Here is a 21,096-nt window from a genome sequence, read left to right as displayed (position 1 = left end):
GTCAGCCCACCGCCGCCCCGCCCATCTGCGCCAACGCCAGCCGCCCGCCATAGGCGGTTTGCAAATGATCGGGGGTAAACACCTCGGCCACTGGCCCCTCGGCAATCGCAGTGGTGTTGATCAGAAACACGCGGTCGAAATATTCGGCCACCGTGGCCAGATCGTGATGCACGGCAATCACGGTCTTGCCCTCGGCGCGTAACCCGTGCAGCACGGTGATGATCGCCTTTTCCGTGGCGGCATCGACCCCGGCAAAGGGTTCGTCCAGCAAATACAGATCCGCCTCCTGCGCCAACGCCCGCGCCAGAAACACCCGCTGCTGCTGCCCGCCCGAAAGCTGCCCGATCTGGCGCTGCGCGAACCCCGCCATCCCGACCCGCTCCAGACAGGCCAGCGCACGGGCGCGGTGCGTGCCGCGCACCCGGCCCAGCAGGCCCAGATCGCGGTAAAGCCCCATCATCACCACATCGAGCACCCGCGCCGGGAAATCCCAATCCACGCTGGCGCGTTGTGGCACATAGGCAATGCGCGCGCGCATCTCCTCCAACGGACGCCCCAAACTTGTGACCTGCCCCGAAAGGGGCCGGATAATCCCCAGCGCCGCCTTGAGCAGCGTCGATTTACCCGCACCATTGGGACCGACGATTGCCGTCATCTGACCGGGACGAAAGCTGACATCGACCGAAAACACCGCCGGTTTTTCGCCATAAGAAACCGTCAGCCCCCGGATCGACAGCGGGCTGCCGGTATCCTGCGCGGGCTTCGGGCCGACCAGTTCCAATGCCATGCTCATCCCCCCGCCGCCAGAATACCATCCATGCCCCGCGCCGGTGCGACGCCACCCAAGGCGCGGGCGATCGTGGTCACGTTATGGTCGATCATCCCAAGATAGCTGCCTTCATAGGTGCCGGGAATACCCATTGCGTCCGAAAACAACTCGCCGCCGACGATCACCTCATGGCCCTGCGCCGCCGCCCCTTCGATCAGCGCGCGGATATTGCGATCCGACACTGTGCTTTCGACAAACACCGCGCGGATCTGACGACGGACCAAAAGATCCACCAGATCACGGATACGCGCCAGACCAGCCTCGGATTCTGTGGACAGCCCCTGAATGCCCTCCACCTGATACCCATAGGCCCGGCCAAAATAGCCAAACGCATCATGCGCCGTGACCAACACCTGTGCAGACACAGGCACAGAGGCCAGCACGCCCGCCGCATATCCGCCCAGACGCGCCAGATCGCCTTTGTAGCGCGCGGCATTGACGGCAAAATCCTCGGCGTCCTCGGGGCGCGCCGCACTCAGCGCCTCGGCGATACGGTCCACCACCGGCGACCAGAGATCAGGCACCATCCAGACATGCGGGTCATAACGGCCCTCGTAATCCTCATGCGCGATGCGATCCGCCTCGGGCACGGCTTCCCCCACCGCTACGACCGGCGAACGCTCGGCGAGTTTAAGCAGAAACTCCTCCATCTGCGCCTCAAGATAGAGACCATGCCAGAGCACCAGATCAGCGCGCGCAAGGGCGGCAATATCGCTGCGGGTCTGGCGGTAGGAATGCGGATCAATCCCCGGCCCCATCAGGGCGTGCACCTCAACCCTGTCCCCACCGACCCTGCGCGCCGCATCCGCGATCATGCCGGTGGTGGCCACCACGTCCAGCGGCGCGGCCTGTTGTGCATGGGCTGGCGCACAGGCCAGAGCCGTCGCGCCCAGCGCAAGGCCAAGCGCGCGACGACGGGTCATGGACGAGGGGGGGGTGATGCAATTCAACATGAGAATGAATATGAGAATTATTCGCAACAAGTCAAGACCCCGGAATGCCTCTCCCCCACCTCGCCTGCCACTTTTTCTGTCCTCATGGGCTATCCCTCGCCAATCGCGCAGAGCGAATCAAACACCTGTTGGAACGGATGGATCAGACTGCCGCCGCGCCGATTGATCCTCACCCGCTTTCATGCCACCGTCCGCGCACGCGACGAGGGAGGAAACCACCATGCAGGGCCAGATGATGAATCGCCCGCTCAGGATCATCGACATCCTGTTGCACGCGGCGCAGGCCTATAGCGATCAGGGGATCGTTTCAGCCCGCATTGAGGGCGACCTACACCGCCAGACCTATCCGCAAACGCTGGCGCGCGTGGCGCAACTGGCGCATGTGCTGACCTCGCTTGGGGTAAAGCCGGGCGACCGTATTGGCACGCTGGCATGGAACGGCCACAGACATTTCGAACTGTATTACGGAATTTCAGGCATTGGCGCGGTGTGCCATACCATCAACCCGCGCCTCTCGCGCGAACAGCTCTTGTATATCATCACCCATGCCGGGGATCGGCTGCTTTTCCTTGACCTGACATTCGTACCCCTGATCGAGACGCTCTTGCCCGATTTGCCCGCAGGTCTGCGCTTTGTCCTGCTGACCGACCGCGCGCATATGCCCGACACCCCGCTTGATGCGCTCTGCTACGAGGACTTGCTTGCCGCCCAGCCCGCTCATTTCGACTGGCCCGAATTCCCCGAAGACACCGCTTCGGGCCTTTGCTACACCTCCGGCACCACCGGCAACCCCAAGGGCGCGCTCTATTCACATCGCTCAACGTTGCTGCACGCCCTGCAAGTGCCGGTCTGCCAAACCTCAAGCTTTCGGGCGGGGCGGCGTGTGCTGCCCGTGGTGCCCCTCTTTCATGTCAACGCGTGGGGGCTGCCCTATGTCGCCCCGCTCACGGGCATGACGCTGGTGATGCCGGGACCAAATCTCGACGGGGCCAGCCTGTATCGCCTGATGGAATCCGAGGCGGTGTTTTCCGCATGGGGCGTGCCCACGGTCTGGGCCGGGTTGCTCACAGAGATCAAGGCCCAGGGGCGAATCCCACAAGGATTCGGAGATCTGGTGGTCGGTGGCTCCGCCATGCCCCGCGTGATGATCGAGGCATATGAGGCGCACGGCGTCATTGTCTCGCAGGCATGGGGCATGACCGAAACCAGCCCGATTGGCGCGCATGGCGTACTGCCGCCCGCGATGCAAACGGCCTCACCGTCCGAACGTATCACCGCCAAATGCTGCGCCGGTCGCCGCCTCTTTGGGATCGAGTACAAGATCGTCGATGACGCGGGCCAGCGCCTGCCGCATGACGGGCAGATGGCGGGCGAGCTATTTGTGCGTGGCAACACCGTCATCAGCGGCTATTTCAACAACCCGGATGCCACCCGTGCGGCGATGGATGCCGAGGGCTGGTTTGGCACCGGCGATATCGCCTCGGTCGGGCCAGAGGGGCAATTGACCATCCGTGACCGGACCAAGGATCTGGTGAAATCGGGTGGCGAATGGATCAGCTCGATTGATCTGGAGAATGCCGCCCTGTCGCATTCGGCAATTTTGGCCTGCGCGGTGATTGCCGTGCCGCATCCGAAATGGGATGAACGGCCCGTCCTGATTGCCGTGGCCGCAGGCGAGGCACGGCCCACATTGCAAGAGGTCTGCACGCATATGGCAGAGCATTTTGCAAACTGGCAATTGCCCGATGACCTGCTCTGGGTCGAGGCCCTGCCGCTGACCGCCACCGGCAAGGTCTCCAAACTCACACTGCGCCAGCACTTCGCCGAATACACCCACCCCGATTTGCGCGGAGATACCGCATGACACCTCTTGATACCGACGCGGTCTCGGCTTGGCTCACGGCGCATCTGCCGGGCTTTCATGGCCCGGTAGACGCACATAAATTCAGTGGCGGCCAGTCCAACCCCACATATCTGCTGACAACCCCAACCCACCGCTACGTCCTGCGCCGCAAACCGCCCGGCGTGCTCTTGAAATCCGCCCATGCGGTCGAGCGCGAATTCCGCGTGCAGCGCGCGCTGGCTGACACCGCCGTCCCCGTCGCGCGCATGCATATCCTGTGCGAGGATGAGACCGTGATCGGCGCGCCCTTCTATATCATGGACGAGGTCAAGGGCCGGACCTTTGACGCCCCCGCGATGCCCGCCCTCACCCCGCCCGAGCGTCACGCCATCATCGACGAGATGAACCGCGTTCTGGCCGCGATCCACGATGTTGACCTCATAAAAACCGGCCTGACAGAGTACGGCCCCTCCGGCAATTACTACCGCCGTCAGGTGGACCGCTGGTGCGCGCAATACACCGCCACCCAAACCGAGGACCTGCCCGAGATGACCGCCCTGATGGCCTGGCTCGATGCGCATATCCCCGAGGATGACGGGCAACGCACGCTTGTGCATGGCGACTACCGGCTCGACAATCTGCTGTTTGATCCGCAGGGCACCACCTGCGTCGCCGTGCTCGACTGGGAATTGTCCACCCTTGGCCACCCTTACGCCGACCTCGCTGCCGTGATCATGCAATGGTCGATGCCCGCCACCCGAGAGGGGCGCGGGCTGGCAGGCGTGGACCGCGCCGCCCTTGGCCTCTGGTCGGACGAAGACTTTATCGCCCGCTATTGCGACCGCCGCGGAATTGCGCCAATCGAGGGCTTCAACTTCTACCTCGCCTTCAGCTATTTCCGCATGGCGGCGATCCTGCAAGGCGTCAAGAAACGCGCACTGGATGGCAATGCCTCTGACCCGGCGCGCGGCCTGCGCCTCGGAGAGTATGTGCCGGAATTCGCCCGCGCCGGGCTCTCTGCCACCAAGGAAACGCTATGACCCAAGACCTCGACCCCTCCCTGCTGGAACCGCCCTCGGCGCTGCAAACCCATCTTGGCTATCGGCTGATCGCATGGTCCGAAGGCTTTGCCCGGCTGGAATTGCCGCTCGCGCCGTTCCTGATGAACCGCCAAGGGCTGCCACATGGCGGTATCCACGCCACCTTGCTCGATTCCACCATGGGCTTTGCCGGCTGCTACACCGGCGATCCCGAACGGCAGCAAATGGCGCTCACGCTGTCGCTGACGGTGAACTATCTCGGGCAGGCCACCGGCACGCGGCTGATTGCCGAGGCACGGCGCACCGGAGGCGGCAAATCCACCTATTTTGCCGAAGGCACCGTGTATGATGAAAACGGCAGCGTGATTGCCACCGGCACCGGCGTATTTCGCTACAGGCGTGACCGCAAACAATAGTCTTTGGTTATGGATAGCCTTAGTAAAACCAATTATTAATTATTGAACACATCTGTTACACCCACCGAGGACATCATGCGTGGCCTCTGGAATCGGCCGCTGACCCAGCGGCGCATCCAGACCACTCACCCAAGACAACGCATTAGGTAGGAGATCAAAATGGACGGCAACAACATCGGCAAATGCCCGGTCATGCATGGCAGCGTGACAGAAACAGGCACCAGCGTCATGGATTGGTGGCCCAAGTCCCTCAACCTCGACATCCTGCACCAGCATGACCAGAAAACCAACCCGCTCGGGGCGGACTTCAACTATGCCGAAGAGGTCAAGAAACTGGACTTCGAGGCCCTCAAGGCCGATGTCAAGGCGCTGATGACCGACAGTCAGGACTGGTGGCCTGCCGATTGGGGCCATTACGGTGGCCTGATGATCCGCCTTGCATGGCATTCCGCGGGCTCTTACCGGCTGGCCGACGGTCGCGGTGGCGGCGGTCATGGCAACATCCGGTTCGCGCCGCTCAACAGCTGGCCGGACAACGGCAACCTCGACAAGGCCCGCCGCATCCTCTGGCCGATCAAAAAGAAATACGGCAACAAACTCAGCTGGGCCGACCTGATCCTGCTCGCGGGCACCATCGCCTATGAGGATATGGGCCTGAAAACCTTTGGCTTCTCCTTTGGCCGCGAAGACATCTGGCACCCCGAGAAAGACACCTATTGGGGCGCGGAAAAGGAATGGCTCGCCCCCTCCGACTCCCGCTATGAGAGCGTCGAGAACCCGGCCACCATGGAAAACCCCCTCGCCGCCGTGCAGATGGGCCTGATCTATGTGAACCCCGAAGGCGTGAACGGTCAGCCCGACCCGATCAAAACCGCCGGTCAGGTACGCGAAACCTTTGCCCGCATGGCGATGGATGACGAGGAAACCGCGGCCCTCACCTGCGGCGGTCACACCGTCGGCAAGGCGCATGGCAACGGCGATGCCGCGACTTTGGGCGCAGAGCCCGAGGCCGCCGACATCGAGAATCAAGGCTTTGGCTGGGTCAACCCGAACCTTGACGGCAAGGCCGCCAATGCGGTGACCTCCGGCTTCGAGGGCGCCTGGACCACCAATCCGACCAAATGGGACATGGGCTATTTCAAGCTGCTGTTCGGCTATGACTGGGAACTCACCAAATCCCCGGCTGGCGCGCAACAATGGCAACCCATTGGCATCACGCAAGAGGATATGCCGGTTGACTCGACCGACCCGTCCAAGCGCGTTATGCCGATGATGACCGATGCCGACATGGCGATGAAGATGGACCCGGCCTATCGTGCCATCTGCGAAAAGTTCATGGCCGATCCGGCCTATTTCGACGATTGCTTTGCCCGCGCATGGTTCAAGCTGACGCATCGCGATCTGGGCCCCCGGACCCGCTACATCGGACCGGACGCGCCGCAAGAGGATCTGATCTGGCAAGACCCGATCCCGGCGGGTTCGACCGGCTACGATGTCGCCGCCGTCAAGGCCAAGATCGCCGCAAGCGGTCTGAGCCTCTCGGATATGGTTGCCACGGCATGGGACAGCGCGCGCACCTTCCGCGGCTCTGATCTGCGCGGTGGGGCCAATGGCGCGCGCATCCGCCTTGCCCCGCAAAAGGATTGGGACGGCAACGAGCCTGCCCGTCTGGCGCAAGTGCTGTCCGTGCTCGAACCGATTGCGGCAGAGACCGGTGCCAGCGTGGCCGATGTCATCGTTCTGGCGGGCAATGTCGGGATCGAACAGGCGGCCAAGGCCGCAGGTTTCGCCATCGAGGTGCCCTTTACCCCCGGTCGCGGCGACGCCACCGAGGAGATGACCGATGCCGCTTCCTTCGACGTTCTGGAACCGCTCGCCGATGGTTTCCGCAACTGGACCAAGAAAGAGTACATCGTCACCCCCGAAGAGATGCTGCTCGACCGGGCACAGCTCATGGGGCTGGGCGCGCATGAGATGACTTGCCTCATCGGCGGCATGCGGGTTCTGGGCACCAACCACGGCGGCACGGCACATGGCGTCTTTACCGACAAGGTGGGCGCACTGACGACCGATTTCTTCACCACCCTCACCGACATGGGCAACAAGTGGGAACCGAATGGCGATGGCACCTACAACATCACCGATCGCAAGTCGGGCACGGTGAAACACACTGCCACCCGCGTTGATCTGGTGTTCGGCTCCAACTCGATCCTGCGCGCCTATGCCGAGATCTATGCACAGGACGATGCTGCCGAGAAGTTCGTGCGCGATTTCGTCGCCGCATGGACCAAGGTGATGAACGCAGACCGGTTCGATCTGGCCTGATCGGATCAGGTGACCAAGACGCGAAAGGCGCGGCGAGACATCGCCGCGCCTTTTTCAATTTTCAGATGGAATAGTGCTCACAAAGATCGCCAGCGGGCAGGTCACGCGGGGGGGGGAATTGCGGCTGTCACTCTGACCGCTTCCCTCTGGCCCCATCGCATTCAGACCGCTTGGCCCCGCGTACACAAACTGCGTACAGACTGTACGCTTTGTACCTTATCTCAGCCCGTTTCGGGCAATCTCAACCGCCAGATCGCGCACCGCCTGACCGCGCGCGGCGGCGATCGCCGCGACGCCTGCATCGTCGTCCGCAGCCACCGGAACGCTCAGATCAAACAGCCGCGCCCGCGCCCGCCCTGTCTCGGACGACACAAAATATTGTCCAGACAGCCTGAGAACACCTATATCCTGTGCCACCATCTCTTCGATGCGCACCTCGACCTGCGCCTCGGGGAAACCGCTAAACGGCCACGGCTCTGCCGCCACCCGCGCGCCGGTCATCTGCGCCAGATGCCGACTTAGCTCCAGCGTGATCGCCCGGCCCGGATCATCCGCCCAGAGCAGACCCGGTTGCGTGCTCAAAATTCCATTTGAATCAGATAGATAGATCTGCTCTCCGGCTGCATACCCCGGCAGCGACACCTCGCGCAACGCGACCGATGCAAAGGCAATCCGCTGCTTGGCCTCGACCGGCGCACGCGGCACCGTCAACCGCTGTTCAGGCACCGAAGAGCAGGCACCAAGCGCGCCCAGCATAAGAAGAGCATAAAGTTTCTTCATGATAATCAACGCCCTATCAGCAGAGAATTCGGATTACGTTCAATCGCGCGCGCCAAGGATGACACAGCACGGGCCGCCCGTTCAACCTCTCGCATCGCCGCGCGGGCATCCCGGCCCACCCCATTTTCAGCAGCATAGCCCGCCAAAGTGTTGCGCGCCTGCGCCAACACCCCTTCCACCTCGGCAATCAGCCCCGGCAAATCCCGCCCCACCTCGGCAAAAGTATCCGCCGCATCCCGCGCCGATCCAAGCGCAGCAGTGGCATTTTCCACCACCCCGCCTTCGCGTAACTGTGCCAAAACAAGGCGTAATTCCTCTAGCGCGGTGTTGAGCGTAGCAGGCAGTGCCTGTGTGCCTTCCCCCGCGAGCAGGGTTTCCGCCGCCTGAACCAGCGCGGTCAATTCCGCAGCCAGAGTGTCAATTTCAACCGTCTCCGCCTTTTGCGCCACCGCATCCAGCCGCGCAACAAGCTCGGGCATCCCGCTCACCGCATCACTCACCCCTTGCGACGCTGCAGAAGCATCGCTCAGCGCCGCAGACAATTTGGCCGCCAGCGCCTCTTGCGCGATTTGCGCGACCAGCGTTTCCATCTCGGTCAGAACCGCATCCAGCCGCCCCGGCAACGCCTGCATCTCAGGCGCACCAACCAGCCCGCGCGCTTCACCAAGTAGCGCGTTGACATTCCCCGAAACGGCGCGTGTATCTGTGCTGGAAATCAGCGCATTTGCATTTTGCATCAATGTGATAGCCTCTGCCATGACTTCTTCGACTGGCAGGGCGTTGATCCGCTCGAACACCCCTTGGGCGGTGGCCGAAACATCTGCGATCTGACTCTCGGTCGTGGGAATGAGCAACCCGCCATCCTCAAACGGCTCGATCTCGGCTGGCGGCGCATGGGCCACCTCGATCAGCTCAACCTTGAGCCCGCCGGTCAAAAGTGACGCGGAGGCCAGCCGCGCCCGCAGCCCAGCGGCCACACTCTCGCGCAGAAACGCCAGCGCCGCATCGTGCCCTCCGCCGCCCTCTATCCCCAATCGTCCGGGCCGGATCGCCAGACTGACCAACAGCCGCACCCGGCCGTCGCCGAACCGGTCAGGATCGACCAGACCGTTTAGCGCGCTCACCTGCCCGATCCACAGCCCATTCAACTCGACCGCCGCATCAACCGAGAGCCCGGCGATGTTATCCTCAAACACCGCCGATAGCATGAGAACTTCGCTGTCATCCCCGGCAAAGAGGCTGGCGCGGGCTGCGGATTCTTCTGGAAATACAGTATAGTTGACACCGGGCTCTACCGGGGTGCCACCCGAGATGATCGTCTCAAAGGTGACGCCGCCAGATAAAAGAGCGGCTACAGAAGAAAAGTCGAGCTGCGCACCGTTTGGCCCAATGGAAAAGGAAAACCCGGAGGTGTCCCAAAACCGCGTTGCGCTGTTGATCAGACGATCATGCGGGGCAAAGATCAACGCCTCGGCCTGCGCCGACGAACCATCCGTCGTGATGGTCGGTTTGCCGATCCGCCCAACCTCAATTCCGCGATAAACAATTGGCGCGCCCTCGACCAAGGATGTCTTGCCTTGGGCGCGCAGCATAAGGCGCAACCCGTTCTGCCCGACCCGTTCCAGTGGCGCATCGGGCAGCCCGTCGATCTGCGTGACCGCTTTATCGAGGGTATTGTCCCATAGCCCCTCAATGTAGACGCCCGACAACACCGTGCCGAGACCGCTCACGCCGCGCGTGGTGACTTGGGGGCGCACGACCCAGAATTGCGCATTTCTGTCGATATAGGGAGCGACCTCTTGATCCACCCGCACCCTGACAAGCACACGTTCCAATCCCGGCGCAAAGCTGACCTCCTCGACCAGCCCGACAGTCACATCTCGGAACCGCAGCTCGGTTGTGCCCGGCCGCACGCCCGAGGCATTTTCGAAGAAGATATCGATGAGCGGACCCCGGTCAGAATAGGCCTGCCACGCCACGCCAAGCACCACAACGAGCGCGGCCAAAGGCACAAGCCAGATCACCGAAACCCGTTCCAACAGGCTGCGGCTTGCCGGTTTCACGGGCGGGGGTGGCGGGGTCATATCCTCATGTGTCACGGGTGGGTGTCCTCTTTTCGGTCGCGGCTGCGGGCACTGTCCCAGATCATCCGGCTATCAAAACTCTGCGCCGAGAGCATTGTAAAAATCACCGACAATGCGAAAAACAGGCTCGCACGTCCGGGTGTTATGGTCGCCAGCGCCTGTAGCTGCACCAGTGAGGACAGGATCGCCACAACAAATACATCGATCATCGACCAACGCCCGATATACTCCACCACCTCATAGAGCAATTGCTGCCGTCCCTCGGACAGGCGCGTGCCGCGCCAAACCCCAAAGGCGAGCCCCGCCAGAGCCAGAAACTTGGCCACTGGAATCACCACGCTGGCCACAAGAATGATCAGCGCGACGCCCCAATTGCCGTGCTGCGCCAACGTAACCGCGCCCCCCACAATGGTGTCGCTCTGGGTACTGACCAAGGTGCGCGTCTCAAGCATTGGATAGAGATTGGCCGGGACGTAGCATCCAAGACCTAGGATCCACCACGCCCATACTTTTTGCAGCGAGAACCGGTCTCGGGAATGCAGAGGGCTCCCACAGCGCGGACAAACAGATGTGCCCAAGGGGGCCACCCGCATGCACCGGGTACAGCCCACCAGCCCCATATCCCGCGCCGTTTTCATTCGTCCAGCGAGGCCCAGATAGAATAGCGGCACATGAGGCTGTCCGTGGCCACCACAAGCACCACAAGTACGGCAAACATCCAGGCCGCCGGACCAAAGACCACATCAGCCAGATCGCTCAGTTTGACGAGGGCCACAGCGCAACCAATGGCAAATATCTCGGCCATGGACCAAGGCACCAGCGATTCCGACAGACGAAATACAGGGCGCGCGAGGGGGGCAGGCGGACGATTCCGGATGATCGGGACAAGGACATAAATCAACAAGATGAGGCGCAATGCAGGTATCACCACGATGAAGAATAACACCGCCACGGACAGAACTGAAAGCCCCCCCTCGAACACAAAGGCCGTCTGCAGGATCGAGGCATCATGGTGCAATCCGCCTGCCCCAATCGAAAGAAATGGAAAGAGTGTTGCTGCCACGATCAGGATCAGAACGGTCAATGCCAGAGCGATCAATTGCTTACCCGCCTTGCACCGGGGCGCAATCAGCACGGTATGACAGCGCGCGCAAACGGCCCGTTCACGCATCGCCACCTGCGGTATGGAATAAACCAGATCGCATTTCGGGCAGGCAATCAACCGGTCCAGATCGCCCGCCTCATGACGCGATCCGCTCACGACCGTTTGAGCAGCGCCAGCAATTCCTGCGAAGGCAAGCCGTCCGGCGTCACCCCCACGGACTGCTGAAAGGCGCGGATGGCGTTGACCGTATTGGGGCCGATAATCCCGTCGATCTTCTCGATTGCAAATCCCTTGCGCTGGAGACGTCGCTGCATCTCCATCCTTTCGTCAAATGACAGTGGATTGTACCCGCGCGGCCAAGCCCCCTGAATCTCTGGCCCGCCTCCGATCCGGTTCGCCAGATGACCAACGCCCATCGCATAGGCATCAGAGTTGTTATAGCGCTTGATCACACCAAAGTTGTCAAACACCATGAATGCAGGCCCTTGCAGCCCGGCAGGCAGATAGAGAGCGGCGCTGCCGTAATCCCGCACGGCATGTCCATCGACGCCCACAACCCCTTGCGCCGCCCATTGCGAGGGCATGCGCTTGGCCTTGGCCGCACCGGCGTTGAACCCGCGCGGCACGCGCACCTCGACGCCCCAAGGTTGGCCCTTGGTCCAGCCAAAACGTTTGAGATAGGCCGCCGTTGACGCCAACGCATCGGTGGGATTGTCGGACCAGATGTCACGCTTGCCGTCACCGGTGAAGTCCACCGCATAGGCCAGATAAGAGGTGGGCATGAACTGTGTGTGTCCCATAGCCCCGGCCCATGAACCCTTCATATCCTCGGGCGTCACGTCGCCTGACTGCAGGATCTTGAGGGCGGCAATCAACTGGCTTTCAAAGAACTTGCCGCGCCGTCCGTCATAGGCCAGCGTCGCGAGCGACTGGATGAGCGGCAGATCACCCAACCGTTCGCCATAGGTGCTCTCCATTCCCCAGACGGCCGCGACCACTTCTTTTTCCACGCCGTAATGCGCCTCGATCCGATCCAGTGCGCGACGGTTACGGCGCAGCGCCTCCTGTCCGTTCTTGACTCGGACGGGGGACACGGCGCTGTCGAGATAATCCCAAATCGCACGTTTGAATTCCGATTGGTTGCGATCCTTGGACACGATTTCGGAGTTAAAGGTCACGTCACGAAAAGCACGGTCAAACACTTGGCCACTGATCCCCTGCGCAAGAGCGCGCCCGCGAAACCCGGCAATCCAGTTATTAAATCCGGGATTTACACTGACCTGCGCCACTAGGTCAGCGCCCAACCGATCAGGGCGGATCTGCGGGCGTTGGCTCCGGACCGGAAGATCGGTCGAAACCAGAACCGCCGCAGTGATAGCCCCCGAACCGGGCCGCATCTGTGGGCGCAAGGACTGCTCCACCGCCCCGGTCAACGCCGGAGTTACCCCGATCAACAGGCTGATTACTCCCAGATGTACTGCTCGCATGGCTTGGCCCCTTTTTGATGTGGCTCTGACAGCAAGATAGCCCGATTATTTCCGAATCAAAAGCAATCTCCAAGCCGCCCGCGAGCAACCGCCGATCCGGGAAATCGGCGGGTCCGCCCACCGGCTTGAGGTGCGGCAGGCAAAGACGTGCAGCACCACCTCTGAGCAAACATCTTATTCTAGCGCCGCTTACGCTCGACTTTGCGTCTGTCCGCAGCGGCCTTGCGCTTGGCGGCCCCCAGCTTGCGCTTGGGCGGAGCCCCGCGCGCGCCGCGCTGCCCCTTGGGCATGGTTGTGCCCTCGATACTGACCAGTTCAAGCGCGATGCCGCCCGTCACCGGCGCGGCCTCGGCCAGCTTGACCGTGACACGCTGACCCAAGCCAATCATAAGTCCCGTATCCGAGCCCATCAATGTGCCGGCGTCGCGGTCAAAATGAAAGTACTCCCGCCCGAGCGACCGCACAGGAATAAGCCCATCCGCCCCGGTCTCATCCAGTTTCACGAAGACGCCAAATTTGGCGATACCGCTGATCCGCCCTGTGAATTCCTCACCCAGCCGTTCCGACAGGAACGCGGCCAGATAACGGTCATTGGTATCGCGCTCGGCCATCATCGAGCGGCGTTCGGTGTCAGAAATATGCTGTGCCGTGGCCTCGAGCCGCTCCTCTTCTTCGCGACTCAGGCCGTCACTTCCCCAGCCATGCGCCGAAATCAGCGCCCGGTGCACCACCAGATCGGAATAACGCCGAATGGGCGAGGTGAAATGCGCATAGGCTTGCAAGGCAAGACCGAAATGTCCGAAATTCTGCGGCGCGTAATAGGCTTGTGTCATGGCCCGCAGGGTGGACATGTTGATGACCTCGGAATGATCCGTGTCACGCGCGGCGTGCAAGAGTGCGTTCAGATGCCCGGTTTTCAGAACTTGCCCCTTGGCCAGCACCAATCCCGCCGCCTCTGCCACATCGCGCAGAGTTTCCAGCTTTTCGGGTGAAGGTTCCTCGTGCACCCGGAACAACAGCGCCGATTTGCGAGCGACCAATGTCTCGGCTGCGGCCACATTGGCCAACACCATGCATTCTTCGATCAGCTTATGCGCATCCAGCCGCTCGGCGAAATTCACCGAGAGCACCTTGCCCTCGTCGCTCAAGACCACTTTGCGCTCTGGCAGATCAAGATCGAGCGGCTGGCGGCGTCTGCGTGCCTCTTCCAGCGCCGCGTAGGCTGCATAGAGCGGCGCGATCACATCGCGCATCAGAGGCCCGCATTTGTCGTCTGGTGCGCCATCCTGCGCAGCCTGAACCTGCTTGTAATTCAGCGAGGCGACAGAGCGCATCAGCCCGCGCACAAACCGATGCCCGATCTTTTCGCCATGGGCGTCGATCTGCATCCGAACCGCAATACAGGCGCGCGGCACGCCCTCGTGCAAACTGCACAAATCCCCTGACAGACGGTCAGGTAACATCGGCACCACGCGGTCGGGAAAATAGCTTGAATTGCCACGCTTGCGCGCCTCATGGTCCAGTGCGGAACCGGGACGCACATAATGCGCCACATCAGCAATCGCCACCCAGACCACATGCCCGCCCGCGTTCTTGGGATCGTCATCGGCATGCGCCCAGACCGCATCATCGTGATCGCGCGCGTCCCATGGATCAATCGTGATCAGCGGCATGTCACGCAAATCTTCGCGGCCCTTGAGGCCCGCCGGTTTCATGCCATCGGCCTCGGCAATCACGTCATCGGGAAACGTATCCGGGATACCGTGCTGATGAATGGCAATGAGCGACACCGCCTTGGGTGCCGATGGATCCCCCAACCGGTCCAGCACGCGCGCACGCGGCAGGCCCATGCGGCCTGCAGGCCCGGCCTGTTCCGCCTCGACCAACTCGCCATCCTGTGCGCCGCCCGTTGCATCTGCCGCAACGACCCATTCCTTGCCGTCACCCTTGTCGATGGGCAGGATGCGACCGCCTTCGGCCCCTTTGCGGAACACACCCAAAACCTTGCGCGGGTTGGTTCCGATCCGCCGAATGAGCCGCGCCTCATAGTGATACGCCTCACCCTTGATCTCTTGCAGGCGCGCCAGAATGCGGTCGCCTTCGCCCATGGCAGGATCAGAGGCCCGCGGGATGAGCAACACGACGGGTTCCACCCCCTCGCCCGTCCACTCCAGCGGTTTGGCCAGCAATTCACCATCGGGTGTCTGCCCCGAAACCTGAAGAACGCTCACAGGGGGCAGTCGGTCGGGGTCGCGATACGTCTTTTTGCGCTTTTCCAGATGCCCTTCTTCCTCCAGCTCCTTGAGCAGGCGCTTGAGGTCGATCCGCGCAGCTCCCTTGATGCCAAAAGCCTTGGCAATGTCACGTTTCGCGGTGAGGGTCGGATTATCCGAGATCCATTGCAGGATCTCGGTTTTGCTGGGCATCTGGCTCATGTCCCGCCCCTAGCACGAAGCGAAACCGGCGTCATCCGTGAAACCATGAAAAGCTGGGCCGTGTTTAGAGATTTATTCACGCTTTGATCCCTAAGGTCGACCAAGACGCGAACAGAGGCCCTAGATGAAAGCAATCACCCCATTGGCCCGAAGCGGCGCTGCGGCCCGCCTGACCCGCGCGCAAAAGGCGGCAATCATCGTGCGGTTCCTGATCAATGAAGGGGCAGAAATTGCGTTGACCGACCTGCCCGATGGGTTACAGGCGCGGCTGACCACACAAATGGGCTCGATGCGCTATGTCGATCGCGGCACGCTGGCCGATGTCGTCGCAGAATTCGCTCAGGAACTCGAAGGCATGGGGTTGACCTTTCCGCGCGGCGTAGCGGGCGCGCTTTCCGCGCTTGGTGGCCGGATCAGCCCGCAAACTGCCGCGCGTCTGCGCAAAGAGGCGGGCGTGCGGCAATACGGTGATCCTTGGCACCAGATAAAAGAGGCGGATCTATCCGCCCTCGTCCCGATTGTCGAACGTGAGAGCATCGAGGTCGCGGCGGTTCTTTTGTCCAAGCTCGATGTTTCGCGCGCCGCCGACCTGTTGGGCAAGCTGCGGGGCGATTTGGCGCGACGGATCACCTATGCGGTCTCACAAACCGGATCGGTCAGCCCCGAAGCTGTGGACCGGATCGGCCTTGCTTTGGCTGCAGAACTCCATGACATTCCTGAAACAGCTTTTGCCCAAGGGGCTGTGGAACGTGTCGGGGCAATCCTCAACTTCTCTCCCGCCGCCACCCGCGATGACGTGCTGACCGGGCTGGATGAAACCGATCAGGAATTTGCAGCCCTCGTTCGCCGCGCGATCTTTACCTTTGTGCACATTCCCGACCGGGTAAAACCCACCGATATCCCTCGCATCACCCGTGAGGTCGATCAGGCCATTCTGGTGACTGCCCTCGCCGGGGCGGTCACGAGCGGCCTGACCCCGGCGTCAGACTTTATCCTGAGCAATATGGGCAAACGCATGGCCGAGGCGATCCGGGAGGAGATGCAGGAACGCGGCCGCGTGCGCTTGCGCGATGCCGAAGAGGCGATGACCGCCGTGGTCAATGCCGTGCGCTCGCTTGAGGCGGCAGGCGAGATCACCTATGTCGCGGCAGACGAGGAGGAGCAAAGCCACGACTGACCACTGGACAAGCTGCCGATGCAGACATAGGCTTTGATCCATGAGTGATTGGGATGGACGCCGCTGGCACGACATGGGCGGACAGGCCGCAGGGCCTGTGCCGATGGACGGTCATGATTTTGCCCTTTGGGAAAAGCGCGTAGATGCGCTGATGGTGCTCTGTGGGCAAAAGGGGCTGTTTACGGTCGATGGGCTGCGCCGCGCGATTGAGGACATGGGCGAGGATGCGTTCGAAAAATACAGCTATTATGAACGCTGGATCGCCGCTGTGAATCAAAATTTGCTCGAAGCGGGAGTGTATACGATCGAAGAGTTGGCGGCGCGACTGGATGTTGTTGCCGCGCGCGGCCCGACCTATGCCGAGGCGCAGGATGGCTGAACGTGTACGCGTCAAGACACTGACCCCGCCGGGCCATGTCCGTGCGCCATGGTATCTGCGCGGCAAACTCGGGCTGATCGAGCGAAGCTTGGGAGAGTTCCACAACCCGGAACAGCTTGCCTATGGCCTAACCGCCACCAAGAAAGCACTTTACCGCGTGCGGTTTACAATGGCGGAAATCTGGGGCGAGTCCGTAGAAAACCCCGACGACACGCTTGATGCCGAGATTTACGCCCACTGGCTGGAAAAGGTGGACAGTCATGCCCCATGACCACCATGATCACGATCATTTCCATCATGAGGGAATGAGCCCTTCGGGACATCCCTACCGCGCGGACAATGACAGCCCGCTGACATATTGGCAGCGTATGGAAATCGCCGTCCGTGAACTGTTGGTGGAGAAGGGAAAACTCACCCCCGCCGAGATCGCCGCGCAGATCGAGGCGATGGATGCCCGCAGCCCGGCCAATGGTGCGGCAGTGGTGGCCCGCGCTTGGGTGGACCCAGAATTCAAGCAGCGGTTGCTGGCGGATGCCTCTGCTGCCAGCCGCGAAATGGGGTTCGACATCGGGCCGCTCAACCTGATCGCGGTCGAAAACACGGCCAAAACCCATAATCTCATCGTTTGCACGCTGTGTTCGTGCTATCCGCGCAATCTTTTGGGTCTGCCGCCCGATTGGTACAAAACGCGGGAATACCGCAGTCGCGCGGTGCGCGAACCCCGCGCGGTACTTCGGGAGTTCGGCCTTGATCTTCCTGACGGTGTTACGGTCCGCGTGCATGACAGCACCGCCGACATGCGCTATGTCGTGCTGCCAGCACGGCCTGATGGCACCGAGGGTATGGACCAAGCGCAACTGGCCAGTCTCGTCACCCGGGATTCGATGATCGGCACCGGCCTGCCGCGTCGCCCTTAAGTGGTGGGAACTGACAGGCCAAACCTTGCAATATTGCGATCCGATACTCGGGGATCCGTTGCGTGGCCAAGCAAGTCACGCATCGCCGTGCGTGACGAGCGCGCCCGCGTCAGACCCTACCAGAGCTACACTGTGGCGGGCACGGCCATGTATGCGCCCATCGGACGATCCAACACCTTTCCTTGTGCCGTTCGCGTTGCGCCGATGACCTGTCTCTCGGCGTGCTTTTTGCTGCGCACTCGGGGCATTCGGCCCGAAAAAGACTGCACTTTCAATATTACCGCAGAAACCGCAATGTGGCCAGCCGATCCCGGCACCCTGTCCCAAACGGCCAAAACCAAGCCGGGGCGCTAGGCAACGATGTGCGGACGTTTCGTCATCACCCACCCCAATGACGCCATGGCGCAGCTCTTTGGGGCAGCCCCTGACAATGATCTACCAGAACCGCCCGATTACAACGTCTGTCCGACGGCGCGTATCGTCGTCGTGCGTGCAGGTCCGGACGGCCGCCGACGGCTCTCTGCACTGAGATGGGGTTTTCTACCGTCATGGTACGACAGCCCCTCCAACGGCCCGCTGCTGATCAACGCCCGAGCCGAGACCATCGCCGACAAGCCAGCGTTTCGCGAGGCGGTGCGCAACCGCCGTTGTCTCATCCCCACCACTGGCTTTTACGAATGGACACGCGATGGGGATGTCCGGCTTCCGTGGTTCATACGTCGGCGCGATGCGGCACCGCTCGTGATGGCCGGGATCTGGCAAAGCTGGGCACACGAGGCAGAGCGGATTGAAACTTGCGCGATTGTGACCTGTGCTGCGAATGAAACCATGGCGCAGGTGCATCATCGCATGCCGGTCATACTCGGGGCCGTCGATTGGCCGCTCTGGTTGGGCGAGGCCGGACACGGAGCCGCGCGCCTCATGCGCCCCGCCCCCGACGACACGCTAGAGATGTGGCGCGTCGATCCAATGGTCAATTCAAACCGCGCCAGCGGCTCCAACTTGATCGCCCCAATGGCTGACGCTTCGGATTGATCCGCTTCTTTAACACCGACCCTTTTCTAATCAGGGTCAAAAGATATATACACGAGATGAAACAGACCCTGTCAGATAGCAACACCCCGATAGTGCGACGCAAATGATCCAGCATCCGATTTCAATGACCGGGCCCAACAAAGACGTGGGCGATCCTGCTGTCGTGGTGGCGACACGGCCCAAGACCAAGCGCCCGCCTCTGTATAAGGTTTTGCTGCTGAATGACGACTACACACCGATGGAGTTTGTCGTGGCGGTACTTGAGCGCTTTTTCGGGATGTCGCAGGCGCAGGCGTTTGAGATCATGTTGACCGTGCATAAAAAGGGTCTCGCGGTCGTTGGTGTATTCAGTCATGAGATCGCCGAAACCAAGGTGGCGCAGGTCATGGACTTTGCCCGCCGCCACCAGCACCCGCTGCAATGCACAATGGAAAAAGAGTAGCTTGACCACTGCAACACGCCTAACCCTTGCCCTCGCTGATGGGACTGCGACCCTGCCCGAAGCGGGCCGCATCGCTGTGTTTACGCCCCGCGCGGATGCTGATCTCTCGGCGTTACCGAAGGAGCGTGTGCAAGTGATCACCCCCCTCAAGCCCGATTATGATTACTTCGCAAGTCTTGGATATGATTGCGCTGTGTCACCCGAAGGCCGGTATTGTGCAGCTCTCCTATGTCTGCCCCGCGCCAAGGCGCGCGCCCATGCCGCACTGGCAGAGGCGGCATCGGTGACAGATGGGCCGGTGATCGTCGACGGGTTGAAAACCGACGGCATCGAATCAGTGCTGCGCGATTGCCGCCGCCGCGTCCCGGTCAGCGCACCGCTGTCCAAAGCGCATGGCAAAATCTTCAGCTTTATTGCAGGGCCAGAATTCAACGACTGGGCTGCGCATGCGCCACAAGAAATCGCGGGCGGATATGTAACCGCGCCGGGCGTTTTTTCGGCGGATGGCGTTGATCCGGCATCCAATTTTCTGGCCAACAGCCTGCCCCCGAAACTTGGCGCGCATGTCATTGATCTGGGTGCGGGGTGGGGCTATCTGAGCGCTCGCGCGCTAGAGCGCGATAGCATTTTGCGGCTCGATCTGGTCGAGGCCGATCATGCGGCGCTGTCCTGCGCGCGGCAAAACGTGCAGGATCCGCGCGCACAGTTTCATTGGGCTGACGCGCTCCGCTGGCAACCTGATGCGCGCGCCGATGCTGTGATCATGAATCCTCCTTTTCACGAGAGCCGCGCCGCCGACCCCGACTTGGGCCGTGCCTTTATTCGTGCCGCGGCGGGCATGCTCAAACCCTCGGGCGTGCTCTGGATGGTGGCCAATCGGCACCTGCCCTATGAGACCACACTTGCCCAATCCTTCACCTCGGTCACCGAGGCCGCAGGCGATACCCGCTTCAAGATACTCCACGCCAGCCGTCCCGTGCGTCAAAACCGCTAGCCATGTTCGACGCACACGCCTCGGACCCAGCTTGAAAGGCCCAGCATGTCATTCTCCATCACCGGAAAAACTGCGATTGTCACCGGAGGGGCCAACGGGATTGGCCTCGCCATCGGCCGCCATTTCGCTGACAAGGGCGCCAATGTCGTATTTGCCGATATGGATGAGGCGCGACTCGTTAAGGAATTGGGCGAGAACGAGGACAGTAGCAATATTCGCTACTTCGCGGGCGACCTGCGCGAAAAGCTGACACAGGCCAATCTCTTGTCAGCGACGATTGATGCCTTTGAGCAAGTCGACATTCTGGTCAATGCCTGTCGTCAGGTTGCCCCGTCGGACGCGCTCAACCCAGATGACGACGCGGTCGAGATGCTCTTGCAACAAAATCTTCTGACTGCACTGCGAATGAGCCAGCAGGTCGCGCGAAGGATGATCAAGCAATCCGAAGGCCAGACCGAAGGCAGCGCCGGCACCATCGTCAACCTCTCGTCCATCGCCGCGCGCTGCACCCATCCTGATCTCTTGGCTTATTCGATTTCCACGGCGGCAATTGATCAGATGACACGCGGCCTTGCGCTGGCGCTGGCACCACATCGGATCCGCGTCAACGCGCTGGCCTTTGGCTCGGTGATGAGTGCTTCGCTCAAGGAAACCCTGCGCGAGCACAGCGATTACCGCGCCGATATCGAATGCCACACGCCGCTGGGACGAATCGCCTCGGCCGCCGAACTGGCCGAAGCGGTACAATACCTTGCATGTGACGGTTCGGCCTTCATGACCGGTCAGATCATGACGGTGGATGGCGGGCGCACGCTGCTTGACCCCTGCGCGGCCCCGGCGCACTAATAAAAGAGA

The 21,096-nt window shown here is 61.6% G+C and carries 20 protein-coding genes; 12 read left to right on the top strand and 8 right to left on the bottom strand.

The window, feature by feature from the left end; genetic code table 11:
- Position 1 precedes the first annotated feature (1 nt).
- Positions 2-793, bottom strand: a complete 792-nt coding sequence (locus ACN0SW_RS10405) for a metal ABC transporter ATP-binding protein (protein WP_417727856.1) — start codon at positions 791-793, stop codon at positions 2-4.
- Positions 790-1,782 (bottom strand): metal ABC transporter solute-binding protein, Zn/Mn family, encoded by a 993-nt coding sequence (locus ACN0SW_RS10400; RefSeq protein ID WP_417727870.1) that lies wholly within the window; start codon positions 1,780-1,782, stop codon positions 790-792. The genes ACN0SW_RS10405 and ACN0SW_RS10400 overlap by 4 nt, the downstream gene beginning before the upstream one ends.
- Before the next feature lie 220 nt (positions 1,783-2,002).
- Between ACN0SW_RS10400 and ACN0SW_RS10395 the strand changes: the two genes are divergently transcribed.
- The 4 genes from ACN0SW_RS10395 to katG all read left to right on the top strand — a co-directional run bounded on the left by ACN0SW_RS10395 (position 2,003) and on the right by katG (position 7,406).
- Entirely contained in the window at positions 2,003-3,646 is a 1,644-nt protein-coding gene (locus ACN0SW_RS10395; RefSeq protein ID WP_417727855.1) for a long-chain fatty acid--CoA ligase, read from the top strand.
- Complete coding sequence (locus ACN0SW_RS10390) at positions 3,643-4,665, top strand: phosphotransferase family protein (protein ID WP_417727854.1); 1,023 nt, start codon at positions 3,643-3,645, stop codon at positions 4,663-4,665. Before ACN0SW_RS10395 ends, ACN0SW_RS10390 begins: the two co-directional genes overlap by 4 nt.
- Entirely contained in the window at positions 4,662-5,081 is a 420-nt protein-coding gene (locus ACN0SW_RS10385; protein WP_417727853.1) for a PaaI family thioesterase, read from the top strand. The genes ACN0SW_RS10390 and ACN0SW_RS10385 overlap by 4 nt, the downstream gene beginning before the upstream one ends.
- A 159-nt stretch (positions 5,082-5,240) precedes the next feature.
- Positions 5,241-7,406, top strand: a complete 2,166-nt coding sequence (gene katG, locus ACN0SW_RS10380; protein WP_417727852.1) for a catalase/peroxidase HPI — start codon at positions 5,241-5,243, stop codon at positions 7,404-7,406.
- A gap of 216 nt (positions 7,407-7,622) precedes the next feature.
- Here katG and ACN0SW_RS10375 read toward each other — a convergent pair whose 3' ends face one another.
- From ACN0SW_RS10375 to rnr, 6 genes are all read right to left on the bottom strand, one after another.
- Entirely contained in the window at positions 7,623-8,186 is a 564-nt protein-coding gene (locus ACN0SW_RS10375; RefSeq protein ID WP_417727851.1) for a PqiC family protein, read from the bottom strand.
- A gap of 5 nt (positions 8,187-8,191) precedes the next feature.
- Positions 8,192-10,285 (bottom strand): MlaD family protein, encoded by a 2,094-nt coding sequence (locus ACN0SW_RS10370; protein WP_417727850.1) that lies wholly within the window; start codon positions 10,283-10,285, stop codon positions 8,192-8,194.
- Positions 10,282-10,908 (bottom strand): paraquat-inducible protein A, encoded by a 627-nt coding sequence (locus ACN0SW_RS10365; RefSeq protein WP_417727869.1) that lies wholly within the window; start codon positions 10,906-10,908, stop codon positions 10,282-10,284. Before ACN0SW_RS10365 ends, ACN0SW_RS10370 begins: the two co-directional genes overlap by 4 nt.
- Positions 10,905-11,531 carry a paraquat-inducible protein A gene (locus ACN0SW_RS10360; RefSeq protein WP_417727849.1) on the bottom strand — a complete coding sequence of 209 codons (627 nt, stop codon included), beginning with the start codon at positions 11,529-11,531 and terminating at the stop codon, positions 10,905-10,907. The genes ACN0SW_RS10365 and ACN0SW_RS10360 overlap by 4 nt, the downstream gene beginning before the upstream one ends.
- Positions 11,528-12,862: a lytic murein transglycosylase gene (locus tag ACN0SW_RS10355; protein WP_417727848.1), complete on the bottom strand. Its 1,335-nt coding sequence runs from the start codon at positions 12,860-12,862 to the stop codon at positions 11,528-11,530. Before ACN0SW_RS10355 ends, ACN0SW_RS10360 begins: the two co-directional genes overlap by 4 nt.
- 179 nt (positions 12,863-13,041) lie before the next feature.
- Entirely contained in the window at positions 13,042-15,297 is a 2,256-nt protein-coding gene (gene rnr, locus ACN0SW_RS10350; RefSeq protein ID WP_417727847.1) for a ribonuclease R, read from the bottom strand.
- 124 nt (positions 15,298-15,421) lie between these two features.
- Here rnr and ACN0SW_RS10345 point away from each other — a divergent pair, with 124 nt between their 5' ends.
- The 8 genes from ACN0SW_RS10345 to ACN0SW_RS10310 all read left to right on the top strand — a co-directional run bounded on the left by ACN0SW_RS10345 (position 15,422) and on the right by ACN0SW_RS10310 (position 21,087).
- Positions 15,422-16,474 carry a flagellar motor switch protein FliG gene (locus ACN0SW_RS10345; protein WP_417727846.1) on the top strand — a complete coding sequence of 351 codons (1,053 nt, stop codon included), beginning with the start codon at positions 15,422-15,424 and terminating at the stop codon, positions 16,472-16,474.
- 40 nt (positions 16,475-16,514) lie between these two features.
- On the top strand, positions 16,515-16,853 hold the full coding sequence (locus tag ACN0SW_RS10340; protein ID WP_417727845.1) for a ScnB-like protein: 339 nt from the start codon (positions 16,515-16,517) through the stop codon (positions 16,851-16,853).
- Positions 16,846-17,124 (top strand): SH3-like domain-containing protein, encoded by a 279-nt coding sequence (locus tag ACN0SW_RS10335; protein WP_417727844.1) that lies wholly within the window; start codon positions 16,846-16,848, stop codon positions 17,122-17,124. The genes ACN0SW_RS10340 and ACN0SW_RS10335 overlap by 8 nt, the downstream gene beginning before the upstream one ends.
- The gene (gene nthA / locus ACN0SW_RS10330) at positions 17,114-17,770 is read left to right on the top strand and encodes a nitrile hydratase subunit alpha (protein WP_417727843.1); all 657 of its coding nucleotides are present in this window, start codon (positions 17,114-17,116) and stop codon (positions 17,768-17,770) included. Before ACN0SW_RS10335 ends, nthA begins: the two co-directional genes overlap by 11 nt.
- Before the next feature lie 360 nt (positions 17,771-18,130).
- Positions 18,131-18,805 carry an SOS response-associated peptidase gene (locus tag ACN0SW_RS10325; RefSeq protein ID WP_417727842.1) on the top strand — a complete coding sequence of 225 codons (675 nt, stop codon included), beginning with the start codon at positions 18,131-18,133 and terminating at the stop codon, positions 18,803-18,805.
- Positions 18,806-18,929: 124 nt separating this feature from the next.
- Positions 18,930-19,247, top strand: a complete 318-nt coding sequence (clpS, locus tag ACN0SW_RS10320; protein ID WP_417727841.1) for an ATP-dependent Clp protease adapter ClpS — start codon at positions 18,930-18,932, stop codon at positions 19,245-19,247.
- A gap of 1 nt (position 19,248) precedes the next feature.
- On the top strand, positions 19,249-20,241 hold the full coding sequence (locus ACN0SW_RS10315; protein ID WP_417727840.1) for a class I SAM-dependent methyltransferase: 993 nt from the start codon (positions 19,249-19,251) through the stop codon (positions 20,239-20,241).
- Positions 20,242-20,286: 45 nt separating this feature from the next.
- On the top strand, positions 20,287-21,087 hold the full coding sequence (locus ACN0SW_RS10310; RefSeq protein ID WP_417727839.1) for an SDR family NAD(P)-dependent oxidoreductase: 801 nt from the start codon (positions 20,287-20,289) through the stop codon (positions 21,085-21,087).
- The last annotated feature ends 9 nt before the right edge of the window (positions 21,088-21,096 follow it).

It is taken from the genome of Roseovarius sp., from assembly GCF_048262375.1.
Classification (GTDB): Bacteria; Pseudomonadota; Alphaproteobacteria; order Rhodobacterales; family Rhodobacteraceae; genus Roseovarius.
This window is presented reverse-complemented; position numbering and strand designations above follow the sequence as displayed.